This is a genomic window from Rhodococcus sp. SJ-2 (assembly GCF_053750035.1).
The window spans coordinates 4,269,877-4,294,154 of sequence record NZ_CM132340.1 but is presented as its reverse complement, the minus strand read 5'-3'; the positions used below and the strand labels follow the sequence as shown (position 1 = coordinate 4,294,154).

Here is a 24,278-nt window from a genome sequence, read left to right as displayed (position 1 = left end):
GTCGCGGACATGACGGAAAACAGCAGACTCTCCCCCGGTGACACCGCACCCGACTTCACACTTGCCGACGCCGACGGCAACGAGGTGTCGCTGTCCGACTACCGCGGACGCAAGGTCATCGTCTACTTCTACCCCGCTGCGAGCACGCCCGGCTGCACGAAGCAGGCTTGCGATTTCCGCGACAACCTCGCCGAACTGGGCGATGCCGGACTCGACGTGGTCGGAATCTCCCCCGACAAGCCCGCGAAGCTCACGAAGTTCCGCGACAGCCAGGAGCTGAATTTCCCGCTGCTCTCCGACCCCGAGAAGACCACGCTCACCGCATGGGGCGCCTTCGGCGAGAAGAAGATGTACGGCAAAACAGTGACCGGCGTGATCCGATCGACTTTCCTCGTCGACGAGCAAGGCAAGATCGAGGTTGCGCAGTACAACGTACGGGCGACCGGACACGTAGCGAAGCTGCGACGCGATCTGTCCGTCTGACTATTCGGCCAGGGAGCTCAGCAGCACCGCTTCGGCGACGGCGAGGTTCTCGATCTCGGACGGATCGACACTCTCGTTCGGGGCGTGGATGACGCAGCGGGGCTCCTCGACCCCGATCAGGGCGATCTCCGCTGTCGGCACCGCGCGTTGAAGTGCGGTGCACAACGGGATCGACCCGCCTTGACCGGCGGTGCCCACCTCATGTCCGTACGCAGCCTCGAGCGCAGACCGTAGAGCGGTGTATCCGGGCCCGTCGGTCACGGCGCGGAAGGGTTCGCCGACGGCTTCGCGCTCGATCCGTAAGTGGGCACCCCATGGAACATGCGCTTCGAGGTGGGCGACGAGCGCGTCCTGCGCGGCCGTCGCGTCGACCCCGGGCGGTACCCGCAGGTTCAGGCGCGCCGATGCGCGGGGCACGATCGCGGCGGCCGAGCCGACGACCGGGGGCGCATCGATTCCGAGTACGGTCAATGCAGGACGGGCCCAGACGGCGTCGGCAATCGAGCCCGAGGTCGGCAGCGTCACTCCGTCGAGCACACCGGCGTCAGCGCGAAATCTGTCTTCGGGATACGGCACGCCGTCCCAGGTCGCGGTGGCGTCGAGACCGTCGATGACCGTGTTCCCGTCGGTGTCGCGCACGGTGGCGAGCATGTGCACCAATGCGGCGAGCGCGTCGGGTGCTCCCCCGCCGTACATGCCGGAATGCACTTCGCCCGTCAACGTCTCGATGTGGATGTCGACGTTCGCGATACCGCGCAAGGTGGTAGTCAGTGTCGGCTTTCCCACTTCGGCGTTGCCACTGTCGCCGATGATGATGAGGTCGGCCTGAAACAACTCGGGCCGCTCCTCGACCAGGTGGTCGAGCCCTTCGCCGCCCATCTCCTCGGATCCTTCGATCACGATCCGTACACCCACCGGGATGCGCCCGTCTTCGAGGACCGCCCGCAGCGCGAGCAGGTGCATCATGATGTTGCCCTTGCAATCGGCGGCGCCGCGCCCGTACCAGCGGCCGTCCCGTTCGGTGAGCGTGAACGGCGGACTGTCCCAGAGGTTTTCATTGCCGGGAGGCTGTACGTCGTAGTGGCTGTACAGCAGGACGGTGGGGGCTCCGGCGGGGGCGGGGGTGTGCCCGACGACGGCGAGCGATCCGTCGGAGGTCTCGATGAGTTCGACGTGTTCGATCCCCGCCTCGGCGAATGCGTCACGAACCCAGGTTGCAGCTCCGACGCATTCTTCGACGGGGAACTGCCGGGGGTCGGCCACCGAGCGGAAGGCAACCATAGTAGCGAGCTCGTCACGAGCCGCAGGCATCGCTGCGCTGACGCGGGTCCGCATTCGTCGGGTCAAGCCTGTCATCTGTTTGCCTCCTTGTTTCGGATGAGCACGTCGATTCCATCGAGGAGCCGCTCTAGTCCGAACCGGAAGTCGTATTCGTGCCATACCGCGGGGTCTTCGTCCTCGTCTGTATCGAATGCTCCCGCAGCAACGGCTGCGAGCACCCACGGATACTTCTCCGGGTCGAGGATGCGAGGCATCACCGAGGGGTAGTCCACCCGATCGTCGACGACGGCGGATTCGAGTTCCCATGAGAAACGCGCACGACTGATGACATACAGCGAGATCGTGAGCGTGACCTGCACCTTCTCCTCCTCGTCGAGGAGGGTGTCGGACATCGCACCGAGGCCGGCGTCGAGCCAGCGCATGTTGTTGGGCCAGTAGGGAGCCGTTCGGATCTGATGCTCGGTCAGCCATCGGTATTCGCGCAGCGCTCGGTACTCCGCTGTGGCCCAGGCGTCGAGTCGCTGCCGCCAGGACCCCTCGGCGGGCAACTCGGGCGGCGGTCCGAGCGCGCGGTCCCACGCGAGTTCGACGAGTTGATCCTTGCTGTCGACATAACGATAGAGCGACATCGTGGTGAAGCCGAGTTCCTTCGCCACCCGGCTCATCGAGAGCGCCCCGAGCCCTTCGGTGTTGGCCACGGCGACCGCGGCGTCGAGCACCTGATCCAATGTCAGGCCTCGGCGGGGCCCCCGGGTACCGGGGTTGTTCAGCCCCCACGCCAGCCGCACGTCGCGCGGTAGCTCGTCGTCGGTTCCGGGACTGTGCATAGCTCTCCGTCGTTCGGGGTCTTGCCGCAATCCTAAAACTGCGTATCATCTACACAAAAGTCTATGACGTACACAGTTAAGGACCGGGACATGTCCGATCGCTTCGCCGCTCTCCATGTGCAGGCACTACGCAAGACATTCGGCTCCACCACGGTGCTCGACGGCATCGACCTGCGGGTCGCGCCCGGATCCGTATTCGCCCTGCTCGGCGCTAACGGCGCCGGAAAATCCACGACCGTGCGGATCCTCACGACACTGCTGCCCTTCGACTCCGGCACCGTCGAAGTCGCCGGGCTGGCCCTACCCGCCCACGCCCGTTCGGTCCGTCAACGAATCGCCCTGACCGGACAATATGCCGCTATCGACGACGTGCTCACCGGACGAGAGAACGTCCGCCTCGCCGCGCAACTGGCACACCTGCCCTCGTCGACGATCAACGGCCGTGTCCGAGAACTGATCGAGCGATTCGATCTCGGGCACGTCGCCGACCGGCGCGCGGGCACCCTCTCCGGCGGCACCGCTCGCCGACTCGACATCGCGATGAGCCTGGTCGCTTCACCGCAGGTGCTCTTCCTCGACGAACCCACCACAGGCCTCGACCCCCGCAGCCGCCTCATCATGTGGGAGGTGATCCGCGAACTCGCCGCCGAAGGAGTCACCGTCTTTCTCACCACGCAGTACCTCGAGGAAGCCGATCGCCTCGCCGATCGGGTCGCGGTCCTGGATTCGGGACGCATCGTCGCCGAAGGCACACCGGACGAGCTCAAAGCGCTGGTGCCGGGCGGTCACCTGGAATTGCGATTCACCACCGAACCCGACCTCGATCATGCTGCGGCACTACTCGGCGGCGAGACCGACCCGAGCACCCTCACTCTCGAAGTCCCCACCGACGGCGACCTCCCCCACGTGGCCGCCCTACTCACCCGGCTCGCCGACGACGCAGTTCCGGTCGAGAAATTCGGCCTCCACTCCCCCACACTCGACGATGTCTTCCTCACCCTCACCGGCACGGCCAACCGAAAGAAGGTCTCGCAGTGACGATCACCGACTCACCGACCCGCACTGCCGGTCACCTGCCCCGCGACTATGCGGCGGTGACCGGAAGAAACCTCAGACGCATACTCCGCAGCCCCGACGCTCTGCTCATGGGGCTCGCGTTGCCGGTCCTGCTGCTCGTGCTGTTCGTATACGTGTTCGGCGGCGCCATCAACACCGGCACCGACTATCTCAACTACGTGGTTCCGGGCATCGTGCTGCTGTCGGCCTCGTTCGGCGCCGCGCAGACCTCGGTTGCCGTCGCGTCCGACATGCAGCGAGGCATCGTCGATCGGTTCCGGTCGATGCCCATCGCGCGTTCGGCAGTCCTCACCGGCCACGTCGTCGCCAGCCTGCTCCGCAACCTCGCCAGTACTGTCGTCGTGTTCGCTGTCGCCGCGGTGATGGGATTCCGGGCCGACGCCACCTTCGTCGAATGGATCGCGGCCATCGGGGTCATCGCGCTGTTCATTCTCGCGATCTCGGCGGTGTCCGCGGCATTGGGGATGCTCGCCGGAAATGAGGAGGCCGCAAGCGGCTTCACCTTCTTCCTCCTCTTTCTTCCGTATGTGAGCAGCGCATTCGTACCGCCGGACACGATGCCCAGCTGGTTGCGCGGATTCGCCGAACACCAACCGGTGACGCCGGTCATCGAAACGGTACGGGGCTTGCTCACCGGCACCCCCGTCGGCAACTCCGCACTGGTCGCGGTGGGCTGGTGTGTGGCATTCATCGCCGTCGGACTGGTCGCGGCCACGGCATTGTTCCGCCGTCGAACCGCGCGGTGAACCCGTGCCGATGGGAGCACAACCCGTTTGGTGACACTTCTTTTCACACTCATGTTCGGCTTTCGCACAGTGTGCCGCTAGCCTGGGCGCGTGGAGTCAGCAACGAACGGCCGCCGCGCCCCGCAACGGATCGACCCCGCACTCGAGGTCCAGGCGGAGCCGCAGGAACTCGTGCCCAGACGACGTCCGACGCAGGAACGCAGCCGGCGCAAGTTCGACGCGCTCCTGGCAGCCTCCCGCGACCTGCTCACCGAAGTCGGATTCGAGTCGTTCACGTGCGAAGAAGTCGCATCCCGCGCCGACGTCCCCATCGGTACCCTCTACCAGTTCTTCGCCAACAAGTACGTGATCGTCTGCGAACTGAATCGGCAGGATCTCGTCGGTGTCCAGAACGAACTCGCCACCTTCAACGGCAGGATCCCATCGGTCGACTGGCTGCGATTCCTCAACAATTTCGTCGATCACATGGCGGGTCTGTGGACCACCGATCCATCCCGACGCGAAGTGTGGCTGGCGATGCAGTCCACCCCATCGACGCGTGCCACCGGCGCCATCCACGAGAAAGAATTCGCCGAACAGGTCGCGCGGATGCTGGCGCCCCTCACCCCGGACACTCCCCGAGCACGCCGCAAGCTCATGGCCGAGGTGCTCGTCCACATCGTGTACTCGATGTTGAACTTCTCGGTGCAGGACGACCAGACCCACGCCGACGCCGTGGCCGAACTCAAGCGGATCATGGTCGCATATCTGCAGGTCGCCGAACAGGACTCGCGTGCCCAGGCGAAACGTCAGAAGCGACGTGAGGATTCCGAACGCGCACGCGCCGCCACGTCCGGCGCCGCCGGTTCCGAAACGACCAAGGCCGAGGAAGCATCCGCTCCCTCGGCCTGATCGTGTGTAGCTCCCCGCTGCTACCTGTCGTCCTCCCCGGACGAGTACCCGCCGGCGGCGTCTTCGAGTACCACGAACGCGCCGGCCATGTCTCCGTCGTGCGTCAGTGACACATGGATCCGCCGATCGCCGAGATGCTCGGCAACCTCACGGTGCAACCGGATGCTCGGCCGTCCCCATGCGTCGGACACCACCTCGATCTGCTGGTGGATCGTCTCCGGCAGCACCGGCGGACTCCCGAACAACGACGCCGACCACGCTTTGATCACGGCTTCCTTCGCCGCCCAGCGCGCGGCGAAATGCCGGGCAGGATCGGAGCTGCGGGTATTCGCATCGCGACGCTCACCCGGGGTGAAGTTCGCCAGCATCGTCGTGCCCGGCCGGCGCAACTGCTCAGCGAACTCCGGCACCGACACGAGATCGAACCCGATACCCGCAACTCCCATCACTACGTGGTTCCCTCGAGTCCCCGGCCTACTTGCAGCCGGGCATACCCGAGCGGTACACGTCGCCGTCGCCGAGGCGTGCTTCCTCGGTGAGCAGCACATCCGCTTCGAGCTGACGTGCAGCTGCGGCAGGCACCGCGTCCCCACCGAACCGGCGATCCGCGGGACGCTCGTACAGTGCCGCGCCTCCGGTCATCGCCGAGACCAAGCGCCGCTTACCCGAGATCGTGCGCTCGGCAGCCTGTGCGAGGTACGCCTCACGACGGTCGGCAGGCAGCGACTCCACGAACGCCTGCGGGTGCACCACCGCGATCAACCCGGACACGTGGCCGAAGCCGAGGCTGGTCAGCAGGCCCGCCTTCAGCGCGTACTGCTCGCCGAAACGGATCGGCGTACGTGCCCATACGAGGTGCTCGTACTCGGCCATCTTCTCGTCGACGCAATCGAGGCTGCGGTTCGGCGGGACGACACCCTGGCTGAGTACCTGGCAGAGACCGACCAGCTGGAAGGCCGCTGCGCCACCCTTGGCGTGTCCGGTGAGCGACTTCTGTGAAACCACGAACAGCGGGTTTCCCTCGCTGCGGCCCAGCGATCCGGCCAGGCGCTCGTGCAGTTCCGACTCGTTGGGGTCGTTCGCCGCAGTCGACGTGTCGTGCTTGGAGACGACCGCGATGTCGTCCGCAGTGACACCGAGCTTGCGCAGTTCCTTCGCCAGGGCCGACTCACGTCCGCCGCGACCCGCGCCGAGCGCGCCGATGCCGGGCGCCGGGATCGACGTGTGGACACCGTCCGCGAACGAGCTCGCGTATGCCACGACACCGAGGACAGGAAGCCCCATCTCCAGCGCGAGGTCGCCGCGCGCCAGCAGGACGGTGCCGCCACCGGCCGACTCGACGAAACCACCGCGCCTGCGATCGTTGGCCCGCGAGAAGCGGCGATCGTCGATGCCCTTGGCGGTCATCTCGTCGGACTTCGCGGTCGCCGACATATCGCCGAACCCGACGATGCCCTCGATACCGAGATCATCGAAACCACCGGCGACAACCAACTCGGCCTTGCCCAGCTTGATCTTGTCGACGCCCTCTTCGACCGACACCGCAGCCGTGGCGCACGCCGCGACCGGGTGCACCATCGCACCGTAACCGCCGACGTACGACTGGACGACGTGCGCGGCGATGACGTTCGGCAGGGCTTCCTGCAGGATGTCGTTCGCGCGGTTCTCGCCGAGCAGCGTGTCGATGTACAGCGACCTCATCGAGGTCATGCCGCCCATGCCGGTGCCCTGCGTGTTCGCCACCATCGACGGGTGCACCCAGCGCAGCAGTTCGGACGGGGTGAAGCCACCGGTGAGGAACGCATCGACCGTGGACACGATGTTCCACAGACCCACTCGGTCCACCGCATCCGCCATGTCGGCGGGGATGCCCCAGCGGGTGACGTCGAACCCGGTCGGGATCTGGCCACCGACCGTGCGGGTCAGCTTCGCCTTACGCGGCACGCGGATTTCGGTGCCTGCCTTGCGGGTGACCGTCCAATCTCCGGACTCAGGATCGACCGCAGCGACCGTGTTCTCCGGATCGGAGTCGACGAACGCACGGGCTTCCGCTTCGGAGCCGACCACGAAGGACAGATCCTTGTCGAGGAACACCGACGTCATCAGCGGAGCCGTGTTGTCGACCATCGCTCCGTCGTCGGCGTAACGACGGATGCCGCAACGCTCGACAACCGCGTCGTTGTAACGGTCGGCGATCTCCGACTCGGGGACGAGCTCACCGGTCTCGGCATCGTAGAAGCCGGGCTTCGGTTCGTTCTCCCACTCGATCAGACCCGTGACCCACGCCAGTTCGAGCACACCGGCAGCCGACAGTTCCTCGTCGACCTCCATCTCGAAGCGGGTACGCGACGATCCGTACGGGCCGAGCTCGCCTGCACCGACGATGACCACGAGATCCTCGGGAGCCGCGGTGACCTGGCTCCACTCGGGAGCCGGAGTGGCATTGAGACGCGGAGCCGCAGGCAGTGCCGCGATGGTCGCGGCCTCATCCTCGATATCCTCGTCCGCGGCATCGGCCGCGTCCTGTGCCTGCTTCGCGAGCGCAGGCAGATCGAGCCCCGCGTCGGCGAGTCCGCCGGTGAGGTCCGCGACCAACGGCGCATCCTTCGCGAGACGCTTGGCCTCCGGACCGACGAGCTTCAGCAGTTCGGTCGCCATCTCGGGCGTCGACCACGTGCGCACACCGACAGCTTCCACGGCCTCGACCAGCGGATCGTTGCCACCCATCAGCCCGGTGCCGCGCACCCAGCCGATGAGCGCGTGCGCCAGGGTGACGCGCTCGGCCCACGTGCGCTCGGCGCCCCAGCGAGTGACGATTGCGTCGAGCGCTGCCTTCGACTCGCCGTACGCGCCGTCGCCACCGAACATGCCGCGGTTCGGAGACCCGGGCAGCACCACGTGCAGGTGGGTGTCGACGTCGTGATCGGCACCGATACCGGACAGGCCGGCGATGAGCCGCTCCACGGACCACAGCAGGACCCGCATCTCCATCTCGGCGCGCGCACCGGCATCGGCGAGCGAACCGGCCACGCGAGGTGCGGCGAACGGGAAGAGCAGCGTCGGGGTCAGCGCATCCTTGATGAGCTTCTTGGCGCCGCCCGCGTTCTCCACGGTTTCGGTGCCGATCCACTCGATCAGGGCGTCGACGTCGGCGTAGGACGCCATGTTGGCGGGCACGACCCACAGGGCCGCGCCGGTGCGAGCGTGGCGTGCGTACAGGTCCTTGTAGAACCCGAGACGGTTCGAATCGAGCCGCGACGTGGTGACGATCACCGTCGCACCGCCGCCGAGCAGCTTCGCTGCGACGGCAGCGCCGATACCACCCTTGCTGGCACCCGTGACGACAGCGACCTCACCTGCGTACTCGGCGTCGCCCGTGTGTGCCGCAGCCGTCGCGATGCGCCCGTAGGTGTCGGCCAGCAGCGTGCGACCTGCGTCGCTCGCCTTGGCCTGCCAGTAGGTCGCATGAGCGGCAACCGTCTTACCGGCACCGTCGAAGCGTTCGACCTCCACCGTGTCGCCGAGCCAGACACGCGCAAGATCCTCACGCGCGGTGGCCCATCGGTCGTCGATGAGGACGGCCTTGCGGGCGTCGAACGCGGGTGCAACCTGCCGCGGCCAATCGGAACCGAGCTCGGCCGAGACCAGATCGACGAGTTCGTCGTCGGCCTTGTCCGCGAGGCCGGACACCTTCTCGTTCAGTCCCAGCTGCTCGAGCACGAGGCGCGCGGCGCTGGCGAGCACACCGTCGCGACCGGTGATCTGCTCGGTGAACTCACCGAGAGCAGCAGCATCGACAGTGGCTCCCCCGCCACCACCGGCCGACGGCATCGACACAGTGATTCCGCGACGTGAGCCGACCGACTGGACGGCGGCGTCGATCAAGGCGTCGACCGAGGCGGTGTCGCCGAGCGCGCCCTGCGACAGACCACCCAGATCGCCACCGCGGATCGAGGATCCGTCGCGGCTACCGAGAGCCACCTCCGCGGTCACGTGCTGGGTCCAGCCTTCGCCCAGACCCCACACCTTGGTGACGCGGTCGGCGACGTAGCCGGGCCGCTTGCCCGACGGGCCGAACACCTTGCGCAGGTGATCGTTGATCGAATCCGACAGCACCGGGCCGAACGGGCGGTAGGTGCGGGCGAGGCGGTCGACCGTGCCTGCCAGCGCGCCCATGTCGGCGTCGGCAGCACCGTCGATCGCACCGAGCGACAGCTCGGAGCCGAGGTCGACGAGAAGCTGGTTACGACGCGAGGACACGCCGTCGCACAGTGCCTCGATCGTGTCGACGGGGCCGATCTGATCGGGACGCAGCTTGGTCCACAGCGCGATGAGCACCTTCGTGGCATCCGCGGCCTTGAACACGATGTCGTCGGGGGTCGGGCCGCCGGTCGGCGCTGCCGGAGCAGCAACCGGAGCCGTGGCAGCAGCAGGCGCAGCAGCCTCGGACGACGGCGCTTCGGGCTCGTCGTCCTCGACCGGAGCCGGATCCACATCGGTCGAGTACACGATCGACGCTTCGCGCTCGATGTTGAGCACCTCGACCGGCTGACCGAACCGACCCGGCAGCTTGAGGGTCTGCGACGCGAGGTTCGCGACCGTCGGGGCGGCACCGAGACCGACCTCGACGAAGCGCTCCACACCCAGACCACCGTCGGCTTCCTCTGCGAACAGGAGGTCTTGCGTCTCGATCCAGCGCACCGGCGACGCGAACTGCCACGCCAGAAGCTCGGCGAGCACCACACGGGTCAGCGCAACCGGCTTCGCGGCCCACGCATCGAAGTCCGCGAGGACCTCGGCGAGCGGCTCCGACGGCACCAGATCAGCGATCTCCTGGATGAACTCACGACCCAGGTTGAACGGCTTGGGCACCAGATTCGGGATATAGCGGCCGATGAGGATGTTCGGGTCGATCTCCTCGGGCAGCAGGTTCAGCAGCCGCTCACGGAAGTCGTCCACACCGCCACGCAGGACGGTCGAGTGGAACGGCACATCGATGCCCGGGACCAGGATGAACGCGCGCTTGCCACCGAACTCGGCGACCTTGCGTTCGATGACGACCTCGAGTGCTTCGAGCCCCGCCACCGTTCCAGCGATCGCGTACTGCGAACCGCGCAGGTTCAGGTTGACGATCTCCAGGAATTCGTCAGCACTCGCTCCGACTTCGGCGATGAAGTCCTGCAGGTCCTCGTCGGCGACACCGAACTGCGACGGCCGAATCGCAGCCATGCGGTAGTTCGAGCGGCCGCGCTCGTCACGCGGCACGAGGGCGTGCATCGCCGAGCCGCGCTGGAAGACGACCTCGAGAACCGCTTCGAGCGGAAGCACACCGGCGACCGCGGCGAGAGCGTTGTACTCACCGACCGAGTGACCGGCCAGCAGCGAACCTTCGACGAATGCGCCTGCCTCGCGGAGTTCCGCGATCTGCGCGACACCGAGCGTCGCCATCGCGACCTGGGTGAACTGGGTGAGGTGCAGTACACCGTCCGGGTGCTTGTGGGTGACACCGCGGGCCTTGAGGACCGTCGGGTTGTCGCGCACCACAGCAAGGATCGAGAAGCCGAGGGCGTCGCGGGTGTGCTTGTCGGCGCGCTCCCAGATCTCACGGGCAGCCTTGCTGCGGGCGCGAGCGTCCAGACCCATACCGGGGCGCTGGATGCCCTGGCCGGGGAAAGCGTAGATCGTCTTCGGTGCGGCGATACGGCCCGTCGCGACCATCACCAGGTCGCCGTCGACACGGCAGCCCACCTCGACGATCTCGGCGCCGCGATCGGTTGCGATGCGATCGACGCGCACATCGATCTTCGCGCCCGGGCGGACCATACCGAGGAATCGCGTCGTCCACGCCGTCATCCGGCGCACCGGCAGCTTCGCATCCGACTCGATGGCCGTGGCGACCTGCTGCGCAGCGGCGGACAGCCACATGCCGTGGACGATCGGGCTACCCAGACCGGCCAGCAGCGCGGCATTGTCCGACGTGTGGATCGGGTTGTGGTCGCCCGAAACCCGAGCGAACGCGCTCATGTCGGTCGGGGCGACGATCACGGCATCGCGACGCCGGCGACGCGGCGTCTCGATGACATCATCACTCAGCGAACCACCGGCACGGACCGGATCGGCCAGCTCGGCGGTGCCGGTGCGGCCGCGGATCGCGAAACGCTCGATCAAGGTCGCAACCGTGTTGTCGCCCGAGCCGTCACCGTTGTCGGCGGAGATGGTCACGTGGACCTCGACGACGCGGCCCAGATCGGTGTCGGCGACGTTCTCGACCTGCGCCTTCACACCCAGGATCGACGGGTCGGTGGACAGGCCGTTCTTCACGTCGATCGCGTGATCGAGGTGGACGAGATCGAGCATGCCCTCGATGACCGACAGGTTCTCGTCGGTGCGGGCAGCACCCAGCGCCGCGAACACGGCCGGCCAGCACGCGCCGACGAGGACATCGGGCACACCGTTGGTGCTCGGGCTCAGGTTCTCGGGCAGACCCGCACCGGTGACACCGGCGTGATCGGCGATCTTCTCCGGCAACCAACCGAGGGTGATACGCGCGGCACCCTTCTTGACGGTCGGAAGTTCCTGTCCCGCAGCCACACCGAGCAGCGCCGACATGGCGGCGTCGGCGTCGGCCTCGGTGATGACAGGTGCGCCGCCGGTGCTCACGGATGCGGGCACGGTGATGCGGATCTCGACGGCGCGATCGTTACCGAGGGGCACCCGCAGGCCGACGTGCTCGGCATCGAGGACCGTCAAGGTCGCGCCGGTAGGCGCATGCACCGCAGCAGCCTCCGACTCGACGACCCACTCGTCGAGGTCACCGAGACGATCGATCGGATTACGCGTCTGGCGGCCGGCCCACGCGACATCGGGCGACGACAGCACAGCGTCGAGCAGACCGGTCGCGACGTCGCGGTGACGGCGAGCAACCACCGGGGTGGGCTCGACACCGGACTCGACAAGCTCGTCGACCGTGGCCTTCTCGAAACGGTCGAGCAGCTCACCGACCGGCTCATCGACGCGGGTGATGCCCGCGACGGCGACGGTGCCGGGGATGACGCAGACCTGATCGGCGGTGTAGCGCGGATCGTGTGCCTGCCACAGCGAGTCGGACCGCCACCAGCGACGCACATCCTGGTCGACGACCGGCACGAAGTTCACCGGCTTGCCGGGGGTCTTGCAGAGCGAGACGAAGAACGGGACGTCCGCGGGGTGCAGAACCACGTCGCCTGCATCGGTGTACTGAGCCGTGAGCGACTTGACCGCCGCGTACGGACGCTCGAGCACCGCATCGTCGTCGAACAGCGTCGGGATCGGGCCGCGATCCACAGGATGCAGACGGGCCTCGGCGCGCTGCAGCATCTCGCGGAAACGCTCACGCCACGACACGTCGAGCCACGGGCTGACATGCGCGTCGGCGACGGCGTCGCCCAGATCGCTGCCGCAATCGAACTCGGTAGCGCAATCGGAACCGATCGCGAGCTCGAGGTAGCGAGTCAGCCACTGCAGGTAGGTCATCTCGGAGACATCCCCGAAGTACGGCTTCGCGGTGATGTCGAGCGCGGCAATGATCTCGTCGCGACGGGCAGCCACAGCATCCGCATCGCCCGCGACCTCGTCGAGCAGACGACCCGTACGGGAAGCAGCGTTGTCGATCTCATGGATATCGGCGCCGAGCTGGCTCCGGCCCGAAGCCATTCCACCGTTCGCGGTACCTGCTCCCACCCAATCGGGGGTGCCGGGCGTGTCGACCAGAAGCTGCTTGACCTCGGGAGCCGTGGTGGCCTCCAGCGTCGCCATCGCAGCGGTGCCCACCAGGATGCCGTCGAGCGGCATCGCCGGGAATCCGTGCACGGTCGACCAGCGGCCCGTCAGGTAATCGGCGGCCTTCTCCGGCGTACCGATACCGCCACCGACACACAGCACCAGATTCGAGCGCGTGCGCAGCTCCGCGTAGGTGTCGAGGAGCAGGTCGTCGAGGTCTTCCCACGAGTGGTGACCACCCGCGCGGCCGCCCTCGATGTGAACGATGATCGGGTAGCTCGGGACCTCGTTCGCGATGCGGATCACCGAACGGATCTGCGCGACCGTGCCCGGCTTGAACGCAACGTGCTCGATGCCTGCATCACGCAGATCGGAGATGATCTGCACGGCCTCTTCGAGCTCAGGAATACCCGCGGTGACCACGACACCGTCGAACGGTGCGCCCGCGGCACGGGCCTTCGGCACGAGACGCTTACCGCCCACGTGCAGCTTCCACAGGTACGGGTCGAGGAACATCGAGTTGAACTGCGCAGCGCGACCGGGCTCGAGCAGATCGGTCAGCTCGGCCACATGGTCGGCGAAGATCTGCTCGGTGACCTGGCCGCCACCGGCGAGTTCCGCCCAGTGACCGGCGTTCGCGGCAGCAGCCACGATCTTCGGATCGACCGTGGTGGGGGTCATACCCGCCAACAACATCGGCGAACGACCCGTCAAACGGGTGAAGGACGTCTCCACACCGATCCGGCCGTCGGGCAACGCCACCGGCTTCGGAGCGAACTCCGACCATGCGCGCGGCACCTCGGGCTCGGCACCCGGCGTCAGCAGGTTGCGCTGACCACCGCGGGTTGCAGCGGCGATGATTCCGACGCCCTGACCACGCAATCCGGACTGGGTCAGGCGGGTGAGAAGCTCGCCGGGGCCCAGATCGAGGATCCAGGACGCACCCGACGCAACAGCGCCATCGACCTGCTCGACCCAGTCGACCGGTGTCACGAGAATGGACTCGGCCAGCGTGCGAGCCAGCTCGGCGTCCAGATCGCAGCGCGACGCCCACTCCACGACCTGTTCGACGGCGTCCGCGAACGCGGGGTGGTGGAAGCCGACCTCGGCGGGAACAGACTCGAAGGTGGGCGCGAACACGGCGCCGCCACGCTTCTTCGAATCACGCTCGCGGGTTTCGGTTGCGGAGATCTCCTCGCAACGCTGCTGCACACGCTCGAGCGCAGCCGGCGGGCCCGACAACACGACGCGGCGACGGCCGTTGCGGATGGCGACAACCGCGCTGCGCTCGGGATCCTGACCCTCGAACACCTCCGCGACGACCGCGCGCACGCGTTCGCTGTCGGCGCCCGACACCGCGAGCATCGGGAACTTGCCTGCGCCGGCGATCAGCCCGCGGCGACGGCCGACGAGCGAGGCAGCGGCACCGATGAGCTGAGCGATCGCGAGGATCTCGGCGTCCTTACGACCACCGGCCGCGACTGCCTCGACGGCGAGAACGCCCTGCGAGTGGCCGATCACAGCGCTCGGCGCGTGGGTGGCGACGTCGAAACCCTGGTTTGCGAGCGCGCGCAACGCAGCGACCTGGGTGAGGAAGACACCGGGCTTGGAAACCGCGGCGGAAGTGAGAGTCGCTTCGGACGGGCCGTTTGCGGGCGTCTCGTCCTCGTCGTCGACGAGTTCCTGCTCGAGAATCCACGCGATGGGATCGAACCCTGCCGGGCGCACAACCATCAGTTCGCCTGCGACGGGCGCGAGGTGTGCTGCCGCCGAGTTGACCAGTTCGGTCAGGACCGGCTCGAGGCCGTTGTCGCGGCTGAGTTCTTCGAGGGAGCTGAGCCAGGGCGCACCCTGGCCGCCGAAGGCGAGCGCATAGGGCTCACCCGCGAGAAGCTTGTCGACCAGTGCACCGTTCGGGGCGGTCGCCGCCCGCTGGCCGGTGCGTCGTGATGCCTTCGAGTTCCGTCCGTTGTCGCCTGGTGTGGTCTCGTCGATCGTCACGCGTGTGGTTCCTCTCCTGAACACCCCTGCGTGGAGGCATTTCGTGTTGCAGCGCTGCCCGCGCCGGTGTGTTGCATGGACTGGTGTTCTGCTCAAACGGGCACGCCAAGGTTCGCACAGAATCATGAGGGGTTCCTCATGTTTCTTCTCCCGTAGCCCACAGGGCGACGCAGCTACCAGTGACTTCACTCACACAACCCGGAAAAGTGACCGATGGGTAACCCGAATCCGCCCAGGCTGCGTCGATGCGTGGACGTCCACGAACCCGAGGAGTCCTCACGTTTTATTGTTATCGAATCGTTACCGTCTTGACGGCCGGTCCGGGCCGTGCCTTCTTGCTCCCGAAACATGTCGGACCCTCCCGCTAGTTTCAACCACGATCGAACATTCATTCGACAAGGGGGCACTATGAGCAGGGCGGTCAAGTACACGAAGGAACTTCTGGAGGAAGCAGTGCGGGCCTCCTCGAGCATGTCAGGCGCGCTTCGATGGATGGGTGCAGGGCCCGACGGTGGCACGCATACGCACATCAGCAGACGGATCAAGAGGCTGGGAATCGATACATCGCATTTCACAGGCCGGGACTCCCAGAAAGGGAAACCGCCGCAAAACCGTCTCGATTGGACCGAGATCCTCGTGCTCAAGCCGGTCAAATCGAATCGGCAGGCTCCGAAACGCCTGCGCCGCGCCCTACTGGAGTCCGGGCGGCAACACAAGTGTGAAGGATGCGGTATGGATCCGATTTGGTGCGGGGAGGCTTTGATCCTCCATGTCGACCACATCGATGGAAACCCGAACGACTCCCGCCCTGAGAATGTGCGCTTCCTGTGTCCCAACTGTCATAGCCAGACGCCGACTTGGGCCGGCAGGCGACGTTTCGGCTTCAACTCGGATCTGTCGGAGTCATGACGTAGTGTGTCCGTGACGCGCGAGTGGCGGAATTGGGATACGCACCAGGTTTAGGTCCTGGCGCCCTTACGGGTATGGGGGTTCGAGTCCCCCCTCGCGCACCACGGATAGTGAGTGTGGATCCAGCCCCATTACGGGCCCGGATCCACACTTTCGTTCACTCCCCTTCACCCTCTGCGGGTGAAGCGCACGACCAACCGCGGTAGCAGTCTTGGAGCGGCATCGGTGCGGGCGCAAGCCGTGCGCTCCGGCCGGCACGTAAAGGCAGGTCTGTCATGACAGGCTCCGACGACCGATCCGAGAACACACCGCTGAATGCCGACGAACGGCGCGAACTCGAAGTACTGCGCGCTGAGGTTGCCAAGTTGCGCGGTGAGTCCACCGTCGCGCCGGCCGAGACTGTTTCCCGGCCACATCGACACACTCTCCGCTGGGCCGGTGTGGTCATCCTGCTGGTGCTCGTGTTCCTGCTGGCCATCTCGTCTGTCGTCGCCCGATACGCGCGCAGTCAGATTCTCGACACCGACCGCTACGTGACCACGGTGACCCCGCTCGCGTCCGATCCGGAGATCCAGGCGGCAATCACCAACCGTGTGACGGATGAAATCTTCGCCCAGGTCGATGTCCAGGGCCTGACGGAAGAAGCATTGACAGCCCTGACCGAAGATAGGCCGCGACTCGAACCCGTGGTGGGTCTTGCGCCGGTCATCGCCGGTCAGGCCGAGAGCTTCGTGCACGACACCGTCGGCAGCCTGGTTGCATCGGACCAATTCGAAACCCTCTGGGTCCAGACGAATCGCGCCGCGCACGACAGACTGGCCGCAGTGTTGACCGGCGATACGCAAGCGGACGCAATTTCGATCGACGACAGCGGGACGGTAAGCCTGAATCTCGCTCCGATCATCGACAAGGCCAAGAGCCTCCTGGTCGACCGGGGGTTCGCATTCGCCGATCAGATCCCGGAGATCGACAAGCAGTTCGTGCTGTTCCAGTCGCCCGAACTCATCAAGGCGCAGCGCGCTGTCAATGCGCTCGACAGAGCATCCGGCATTCTTCCGTGGCTGACGCTGCTGGCGGTTGCGGGCGCGATCTGGACGGCCCCGCGCGGCTCCCGGCTTCGAACTCTGGCCATCACAGGCGTCACCTTCGTCGTCGCGATGCTCGTCCTCGCACTCGCGATCATGATCGGCCGGTCGCTGTACCTCGACAACCTTCCGGCCGAGATCCGCTCGCCGGGCGCAGCGGCAGTGCTTTTCGACGCTCTCGCCACACCGCTACGTTCGACATTGCGGGCGGTGTTGGTCGCGGGATTGGTCGTGGCGGTCGGCGCCTACCTCATCGGTGGATCGGCGTCGGCGATGGCGGTCCGTCGCGGGTTCGCCTACGGGATGGACAAGTTACGGAGGCCGGACAGCACCCGCACGCCGAGCACCGTGGAGGTGTGGCTGGCCCGCGCCCGAGTTCCGTTGCGCGCCGGAATCGTTGCGGTGGCCGTGCTGGTTGTCGTGTTCTGGAATTACCCGACAGGCGCGGTGGTGGGGTGGACGGTGTTCATCGCCTTGCTCGCTCTACTGCTGCTCGAAATCGTTGTCCGGCCATTGTCCCAGGCCGGTCGCCCTCAGGTGTAGTCGACGACCACTGTGTCGATGGTTCCGCTGAAGGGGAACGGCGCGCGGTCGTAGTAGTCGAGCGAGACCGGGGAGCCGAGGCACGTCCCGATGTCGAGGCAGTCGTTCGCCGTGAACAGCAGCGGCGCGCTGACCGGCACCGTGGTCTCCCCCACCGTCTCCTCGTCGACGAGCATCCGGACGTTCAGGGGCCCGCCGGGGCGCGCCTCGGCGTATTCGGTGATCACCTCGACGGTGTGTTCACCGGGTGGGATCTGCGTCGCCGAGCGCATCTTGGTGCGCATCAGGATGAACAGGTTGTACTCGTAGCAGAGGTAGCCGTCGTCCAGGTAGCAGGTCAGTCCACCACCATTTCCGCCGAGGGCATAAAGGACACCACTGGCCCGGTCGGGTGCAGTCAACTCGACGGTGACATGGTTGTTCTTGTTTCCGAGTGCGGGGGCGCAGAATTCGGGCATCCGGGTGACGTCCCCCGTGAATTGCCAACTCGTGTAGGGAGTCGAGATGCGTTGTTCGGGATGCATCGCGACGACCCAGAGCCCTCCGCCGACGGGCAGGACATTGTTCTTGGCCGCCTCGATCGCGAACATCTCGCGTAGCTGAGCCAGTTTCTCGGGATGCTGCTGCGCGAGGTCGCGGTTCTGGGTCCAGTCTTCGTCGAGGTGGTAGAGCTCCCATACGTCGTCGTCGGGGTTCCAGTCGCGGATTCCGCCGGGCATACCCTGCAGCCAGGGTGCGCGTGGTCCGAACGCCGATGCCATCCAGCCGTCGTGGTAGATCGCGCGGCTGCCCATGATCTCGAAGTACTGGGTGAGCTTGCCTGCTTTCGCGTTCCTGTCGCTCAGGGTCTGCGCGAAGCTGGCGCCGTCGATCACGTCCTGAGGGATTCCGTTCACGGTGCGGGGCGCGGTGATGCCGAGCAGGTCGTAGAAGGTCGGTACGAGGTCGTTGCAGTGCAGGAACTGGGGCCGCGGAATCGGGTCCGGAGTGACCTGCGCCGGCCACCGCACCACCATGGGATTGCGGGTCCCTCCGAGATGCGAGGCGAGAAGCTTCATGCCCTTGTAGGGCGTGCTGCCCGCCCACGCCCATCCTGCGTGGTACATGTTGTCGGTTTTCGGGGAGCCGAGCACGTCGAGTCCACCGAGCTGGTCGAGCGCTTCGATGTGCTGCGCCGTGGTCGTCGGGATCCCGTTCTGCGCCAGCAATTCGCTGATGGTGCCGTCCTGGCCCTCACCGGACGAGCCGTTGTCGCCCCAGATGTAGACGACCAGGGTGTTGTCGCGGTAGCCGAGTCGGTCCAGCTCGTCGAACAGCCTGCCCACCTGAACATCGCAGTGCTCGGCGTATCCGGCGGCCACTTCCATCAGTCGTCGCTGGAATGGTTTTTCCTCGTCGGGAATGTCGTCCCAAGCGGCCATGGTCGGGTCGCGGTCGGTGAGTTCCGCTTCCGGCGGGATCCAACCCGTCTCCTTGGCCCGGGCGAACACGCGCTCGCGGTAGGCGTCCCAGCCGTCGTCGAACTTCCCTGCGTACTTGTCGGCCCACGGTTTCATGATGTGGTGGGGGCCGTGCAGGCAACCGCTGGCCCAGTACATGAAGAAGGGCCTGTCGGCGTCGAGCGCTTTGTGCCTGCGAAGCCACCCGATGGCGTCGTCCGCAAGATCCTCGCTGAGGTGGTAGCCCTGCTCGGGCGTCTTCGGCGGCAGGACGACGGTGGTGTTTCGGACCAGGTTCGGCTCGTACTGCGATGCCTCCCCGGCGAGGAAACCGTAGAAGTAGTCGAATCCGACGCCGGTGGGCCAGTTGTCGAAGGGGCCGGCGGCGGTGGTCTCCTCGGCCGGAGTGTTGTGCCATTTCCCGAACGCCGCCGTGGTGTAGCCGTACTGCTTGAGAACCTCGGCGCCCGTCGCGCTCGACTTGGGGATGTGTCCGGAGTACCCGTCCCAATCGTTGGCCAGTTCGGCTATCTGCCCGTTACCGACGCGATGGTGATTCCGGCCGGTGAGCAATGCAGCCCGCGTCGGCGAACACATGGCTGTCGTGTGGAAACGGTTGTAGCTGATTCCTTCGCCGAGCATGCGGTCGAGGGTTGGGGTGTTCACCTCGCCACCGAAGCCACTCGGCAGTCCTGGTCCCGCGTCGTCGATCAGAACGACGAGGATGTTCGGGGCGTCGTCGTCGAGTCGTTTTTCCTCAGGTCGGGGGCTGTAGACGGACTCCTGCATGGTTCGGCCCGCGATGCTGCCCGACGGGGTGGGAGGGAACGGCAATGTGTCGCCATTGGGTATCGGTTTCGCCCGCAAGTCGTTGCTCATTGTCGGTTGCCTCCCCGTGCCCCACCTGCTCGGGTCAGTACACCAGGCAGATCGCACCTCGGCTTCACCCTGATGGGGTGAAAGATCGGCAGGATCATGCAGGTGACCTCGCCCACTGCGCCGGATCCGTCTTGGCAGGTCGGTGCCGCGCTCGGGTACCGTCGATGTCGTGTCCGAGTATCGTCCGCCGCGCCGTGTAGCCCTGATTGTGTTGGTGGTCGTCGCCGCGGCCGGATGCCTGGCTCTCGGCTATTGGCAGTGGACGCGCTTCGAGGAGGTCGGCGGTAACGGACAGAACCTCGGCTATGCGTTCCAGTGGCCGGCGTTCGCGTTCTTCTGCATCTACGCGTACCGGCGGTTCGTCAAGCTCGAGGCCGAGGAAGCTCAGACGGACGATCCTGACGATGCCCGAGCATCGAAGGCCGAGGAGCCCACAGAGATCCCGGCGGAGCTCCTGCCGAGCCGCCCGAAGGTCGCGATCGACGACGCCGCGACCGATCTCGAGGCGAAACAAGTCCAGGAGTACAACGAATACCTCGCGCAACTCTCGCGCGGGTCCGATAGGAGCGGTCAGTGAGCACCACCCCCGAGGCGTCCGATCAGGCTGCCGCGACGCCCCGCAACGTCAGCGACGCCGATCGCAAGAAGATCGGCTCCGCGTTGCTGCGGTACCGCGTTCTCGCGTACGCCACCGGTATCTGGCTGCTCGTACTCACCGGTGAGATGATCGCGAAGTACGTCATCGGGATCGAGAACGTGCCGTCGTGGATCGCAATCGTGCACGGTTGGGTGTACGCGGTCTACCTCGTACTCACCTTCGACCTGTCGATCAAGGTGCGCTGGCCGGTCTCCCGCACCATCGGCACGCTGCTCGCGGGCACCGTCCCGTTCCTGTCGTTCTACGTCGAACACCAGCGCACCAAGCAGGTCAAGGCCGACTTCGGGGTCTGATCGACCCCCGGCTACCCGCGCTCAGCGCGTGGGTAGCCGCACCACCTGGACGAAGAACTCATCGATCTGTTTGACGGCCTTGATGAACTGGTCGAGGTCGACGGGTTTCGTGACGTATGCGTTGGCGTGCAACCGGTAGCTGCGCAGAATGTCCTCTTCGGCCGACGACGTGGTGAGCACAACCACCGGGATCGGCGCGAGGTCGGGGTCGGACTTGATCTGCTCGAGCACCTGCCTGCCGTCGTACTTGGGCAGATTCAGGTCGAGCAGGATCAGGTCCGGCTTGGGTGCATCAGCGTGAGCGCCTCGGCGATAGAGGAAGTCGAGTGCCTCCTCACCGTCGCGGGCAACGTGCAGAGAGTTTCCGATCTTGTTGTCCTCGAACGCTTCACGCGTCATCAGTTCGTCTCCGGGATCGTCCTCCACGAGCAGGACGTCGATCGGCTTACCGGTAGGGGTCATGCTGATGCTCCTTCCAGAGCAGTGTCGGTCGCAGGTTCTTCATCGCCCTCGACCGGGATTGTGAAGCAGAAGCGAGTACCGTCGGTGTGCGCTTGGTCGATCCAGATCTCCCCACCGTGGTACTCCACGATCTTGCGGCAGAGTGCCAGCCCGATGCCGGTGCCTCCATAGGACTCCCGGCCGTGCAGGCGCTGGAAGATCACGAACACCTTCTCCGCGAACTCTTCGGCAATGCCGATACCGTTGTCCGTCACGCTCACCGTCCACACGGCGTCGGTCTGCTCGCATGCGATGTGCACCATCGGGGTCCTGTCGGGATGCCGGAATTTGATCGCGTTTCCTACCAGGTTCTGCCACAGCATGATGAGCAGAGTCGGATCTCCGAGGACTTCCGGGAGTGATTCGGGACGCTCGATCACGGCATCCGAATCCTCGATGGCTTGCCCGAGGTTGTTCAGAGCCGAATCGAGTGCCCGATCGAGACCGATACGAACGTGCTCGTCGCTGATCCGCCCGACACGTGAGAACGTGAGCAGATCGTTGATGAGGACCTGCATGCGCTTGGCGCCGTCCACTGCGAAGTCGATGTATTGGACGCCGCGCTCGTCGAGTTTGTCCCCGTATCGCTTCTCGAGCAGCTGGCAGAACGACGCGACCTTCCGAAGCGGCTCCTGCAGATCGTGGGACGCGACATACGCGAACTGTTCGAGTTCTGCGTTGGAGCGGCGCAGGTCGACCGCCTGACTTTCGACCTGCTCGTGGCGGCCCCGGGAAATCGTGAGTTCCTCTGCAAGACGCGCACGCATGCCATCGACATCCGCGGCGAGTGCCCTGATGTCTGCTGGTCCCTGCGGGACGATCTGCTCGTCGAATCTGCCTCCGGCGACCATACGGGTTTGCTCTCGCAATCTGTCCAGTGGGCGCACAACGAGAATCTGGACAAGCACGGTGAGACCCACACCGCTGAGCAGAAATGCCGCAACCATCGAGCCGAGGACACGATCGCGCACGGTCCGCACATGCTCGAGCTCGTCGATACCTTGCGCTCTCACTTCCTCCAGATCCTTGTTCTGGATCTCGAACAGGGCCCGCAACTTGTCGAATGCCACCCTCCCCGCTTCGACAGCGCCGACGTCCACGGGCTGCGGATCGCCCGGTACCACGCTACTGACGAGGGGGAGGGTGTAGGCCCGGCGCCATTCGTCTGCCGCGTTCTCGATTTCCTCGAGGTCGTCGAGCAGCTGCCCTTCCTCATCGGGCATCGGGCCGGGACGCTCTATCAACGCACGCATCGTGTCGGCGGCGTCCTGTTCCTCGGCCCGTCCGGTCTCGTATGGTCCGAGGAACTCGGGATCAGCGGTGATGATGTATCCGCGCGCCCCCGTCTCCTGACTGATCAACGCTGCCTGAAGCCGGTGGGCCTCGACCCGTGCAGGTTGTATGACATCCCTCAGGTAGTTGGAGACCTCGGTAGTACGGGACAGGAAATGGCTACCGACGACGGTGCCGATCACCACGAGCACCCCCATGAACCCGAGCACCAGGAGGATCCAGCCCTGCACTGTCACCTGGGATCGTCGCGTCTTCCGCGGTGCCTCGCTCGGCACGTCGGAGGCTTCGGTGTCTGTCGGGTTCGTCATTCAGCCGGTGTCGCTTTCCCGTTCCATCGCACATGCACGACTGCTACGTCGTCGGTCAATCCGCCGTGGGCATCGGCGAGCTCTTCCGCGCCCTGGATGAGAGTGTCCGCGAAGTCGTCGGGTCCGAGGTGCCCGCACCGGCGGGCGAGCTCGAGGAGTCCTTCTTCGCCGAGTCGCTGTCGTCCGGCGCCGGTATGACCTTCGAAGAGTCCGTCGGTGAACAACACGACAGCTCCCTCGGCGGGCAGCTCCAGTCTGTGAACCGGCCACGATGCCGAGCCGGGCAGCAGGCCCAGAGCGGGCCCACCGGGCGCTTCGACCCATTCCACATCGCGTCCACGACGCACGAGGATGCCGGGGTGGCCTGCTCGCATCACCGTGAAGGTTCGGCGATCGGGCGTCATGGCCAGGCTGGTGACGGTCGCGAAAACGCGGTCGGCCGCTCGCTCTGCGACAAGGATCTCTTCGAGCTTCGCCAACTGCCGTTCTCCACTGATGCCGGTGAGAACGAGTGTGCGCCATGCGATTCGCAACCCCACGCCGAGGGCGGCCTCGTCGGGACCGTGCCCTGCGACATCACCGACGAGCACGTGGACGGTGCCGTCTCCGGTCTGCACCACGTCGTAGAAGTCACCTCCGAGGAGGGCAGAGGTACGCCCCGGTCTGTAACGCGAGACCACTTCGAATTCGTCGGTGCACAACAGCGGGGACGGCAGCAGCCCACGCTCGAGTCGGGCGTTCTCCTGGGCGCGCAGTTGGCTGGCCTGGAGCGCGGCGGCGTTCTGTTCGGCTTGTTTGCGCTGGATCGCGTAGCTCACCGCGCGCCCGAACAGCTCCGGCTCGACTCTGCCCTTCACGAGGTAGTCCTGAGCGCCGACGGCTACGGCTGCGAGTCCGGTCTCTTCCTCCGCCATACCGGTGAGCACGACGATGGGGACGGATTCGGCGTATTCCTGTACCCGTGCGACAGCTTCGAGTCCGTGCGCGTCCGGGAGATGGAGATCGAGCAACACGCAGTCGGGTAGTCCGGCCGCGAGTGCGTCACGTGCGGCAGCGAGCGACTGCACCCACACGACGTTCATCTCGGGCGCACTGTCCGCGACGAGTTCCTCGACGAGTAACGCGTCGCCGGCGTCGTCCTCGATCAGCAACAAGGACGCGGGTGATCCCGAGTTGTGCGGTCGTCCATGCGTGTGCACGGCGGTCGTCCTTCCTTCGGCGGTGGATCCCTCCCGAGGATCGGCACACCGCCGACGCCACCGCTGAACAATACCCAACCTTCTCGTACACATGTGCGCACGTCCTC

Annotated in this window: 15 protein-coding genes and 1 tRNA gene; 8 read left to right on the top strand and 8 right to left on the bottom strand. The window is 66.0% G+C overall.

Annotated features, from left to right (window positions below):
• Window positions 1-9 precede the first annotated feature (9 nt).
• Window positions 10-483, top strand: a complete 474-nt coding sequence (bcp, locus tag ACSYG9_RS20110; RefSeq protein ID WP_454839709.1) for a thioredoxin-dependent thiol peroxidase — start codon at window positions 10-12, stop codon at window positions 481-483.
• Here the strand turns inward: bcp and ACSYG9_RS20105 are convergent, their stop codons facing one another.
• Together ACSYG9_RS20105 and ACSYG9_RS20100 are read right to left on the bottom strand one after the other, a co-directional pair.
• On the bottom strand, window positions 484-1,839 hold the full coding sequence (locus ACSYG9_RS20105; RefSeq protein ID WP_454839707.1) for a M20/M25/M40 family metallo-hydrolase: 1,356 nt from the start codon (window positions 1,837-1,839) through the stop codon (window positions 484-486).
• Window positions 1,836-2,591, bottom strand: a complete 756-nt coding sequence (locus tag ACSYG9_RS20100; protein WP_440124164.1) for a TetR/AcrR family transcriptional regulator C-terminal domain-containing protein — start codon at window positions 2,589-2,591, stop codon at window positions 1,836-1,838. The genes ACSYG9_RS20105 and ACSYG9_RS20100 overlap by 4 nt, the downstream gene beginning before the upstream one ends.
• Window positions 2,592-2,681: 90 nt before the next feature.
• Here ACSYG9_RS20100 and ACSYG9_RS20095 point away from each other — a divergent pair, with 90 nt between their 5' ends.
• The 3 genes from ACSYG9_RS20095 to ACSYG9_RS20085 all read left to right on the top strand — a co-directional run bounded on the left by ACSYG9_RS20095 (window position 2,682) and on the right by ACSYG9_RS20085 (window position 5,305).
• Window positions 2,682-3,629, top strand: a complete 948-nt coding sequence (locus ACSYG9_RS20095) for an ATP-binding cassette domain-containing protein (RefSeq protein ID WP_454839704.1) — start codon at window positions 2,682-2,684, stop codon at window positions 3,627-3,629.
• The gene (locus ACSYG9_RS20090; RefSeq protein WP_440124162.1) at window positions 3,626-4,414 is read left to right on the top strand and encodes an ABC transporter permease; all 789 of its coding nucleotides are present in this window, start codon (window positions 3,626-3,628) and stop codon (window positions 4,412-4,414) included. The genes ACSYG9_RS20095 and ACSYG9_RS20090 overlap by 4 nt, the downstream gene beginning before the upstream one ends.
• 90 nt (window positions 4,415-4,504) lie before the next feature.
• A complete protein-coding gene (locus ACSYG9_RS20085) occupies window positions 4,505-5,305 on the top strand; it encodes a TetR/AcrR family transcriptional regulator (RefSeq protein WP_440124161.1) in 801 nt (266 codons plus the stop codon).
• Between the two features lie 20 nt (window positions 5,306-5,325).
• Here ACSYG9_RS20085 and acpS read toward each other — a convergent pair whose 3' ends face one another.
• Both acpS and ACSYG9_RS20075 read right to left on the bottom strand, forming a co-directional pair.
• A complete protein-coding gene (gene acpS / locus ACSYG9_RS20080) occupies window positions 5,326-5,751 on the bottom strand; it encodes a holo-ACP synthase AcpS (protein WP_454843011.1) in 426 nt (141 codons plus the stop codon).
• A 28-nt stretch (window positions 5,752-5,779) separates the two neighbouring features.
• Window positions 5,780-15,064 (bottom strand): fatty acid synthase subunit beta domain-containing protein, encoded by a 9,285-nt coding sequence (locus ACSYG9_RS20075; RefSeq protein WP_454839702.1) that lies wholly within the window; start codon window positions 15,062-15,064, stop codon window positions 5,780-5,782.
• A gap of 926 nt (window positions 15,065-15,990) precedes the next feature.
• On the opposite strand from ACSYG9_RS20075, the gene ACSYG9_RS20070 reads away from it, so the two are divergent.
• Window positions 15,991-16,077, top strand: a tRNA-Leu gene (locus ACSYG9_RS20070).
• Between the two features lie 171 nt (window positions 16,078-16,248).
• Window positions 16,249-17,601, top strand: coding sequence for a hypothetical protein (locus ACSYG9_RS20065; RefSeq protein ID WP_454839700.1), 1,353 nt, complete (start codon window positions 16,249-16,251; stop codon window positions 17,599-17,601).
• Here ACSYG9_RS20065 and ACSYG9_RS20060 read toward each other — a convergent pair.
• Window positions 17,592-19,919 (bottom strand): arylsulfatase, encoded by a 2,328-nt coding sequence (locus ACSYG9_RS20060; RefSeq protein WP_454839699.1) that lies wholly within the window; start codon window positions 19,917-19,919, stop codon window positions 17,592-17,594. The two genes, ACSYG9_RS20065 and ACSYG9_RS20060, sit on opposite strands and share 10 nt — an antisense overlap.
• 169 nt (window positions 19,920-20,088) lie before the next feature.
• Between ACSYG9_RS20060 and ACSYG9_RS20055 the strand changes: the two genes are divergently transcribed.
• Window positions 20,089-20,496, top strand: a complete 408-nt coding sequence (locus ACSYG9_RS20055) for a transcriptional regulator (RefSeq protein WP_454839697.1) — start codon at window positions 20,089-20,091, stop codon at window positions 20,494-20,496.
• Window positions 20,493-20,870 carry a DUF3817 domain-containing protein gene (locus tag ACSYG9_RS20050; protein WP_169688509.1) on the top strand — a complete coding sequence of 126 codons (378 nt, stop codon included), beginning with the start codon at window positions 20,493-20,495 and terminating at the stop codon, window positions 20,868-20,870. The genes ACSYG9_RS20055 and ACSYG9_RS20050 overlap by 4 nt, the downstream gene beginning before the upstream one ends.
• A 21-nt stretch (window positions 20,871-20,891) precedes the next feature.
• Here ACSYG9_RS20050 and ACSYG9_RS20045 read toward each other — a convergent pair whose 3' ends face one another.
• From ACSYG9_RS20045 to ACSYG9_RS20035, 3 genes are read right to left on the bottom strand one after another with little or no spacing between them, the layout of a single operon-like run.
• Window positions 20,892-21,332 (bottom strand): response regulator, encoded by a 441-nt coding sequence (locus tag ACSYG9_RS20045; protein ID WP_169688508.1) that lies wholly within the window; start codon window positions 21,330-21,332, stop codon window positions 20,892-20,894.
• Window positions 21,329-22,972 (bottom strand): sensor histidine kinase, encoded by a 1,644-nt coding sequence (locus tag ACSYG9_RS20040; RefSeq protein WP_454839694.1) that lies wholly within the window; start codon window positions 22,970-22,972, stop codon window positions 21,329-21,331. Before ACSYG9_RS20040 ends, ACSYG9_RS20045 begins: the two co-directional genes overlap by 4 nt.
• On the bottom strand, window positions 22,969-24,171 hold the full coding sequence (locus ACSYG9_RS20035) for a SpoIIE family protein phosphatase (protein WP_440124155.1): 1,203 nt from the start codon (window positions 24,169-24,171) through the stop codon (window positions 22,969-22,971). Before ACSYG9_RS20035 ends, ACSYG9_RS20040 begins: the two co-directional genes overlap by 4 nt.
• Window positions 24,172-24,278: the final 107 nt, after the last annotated feature.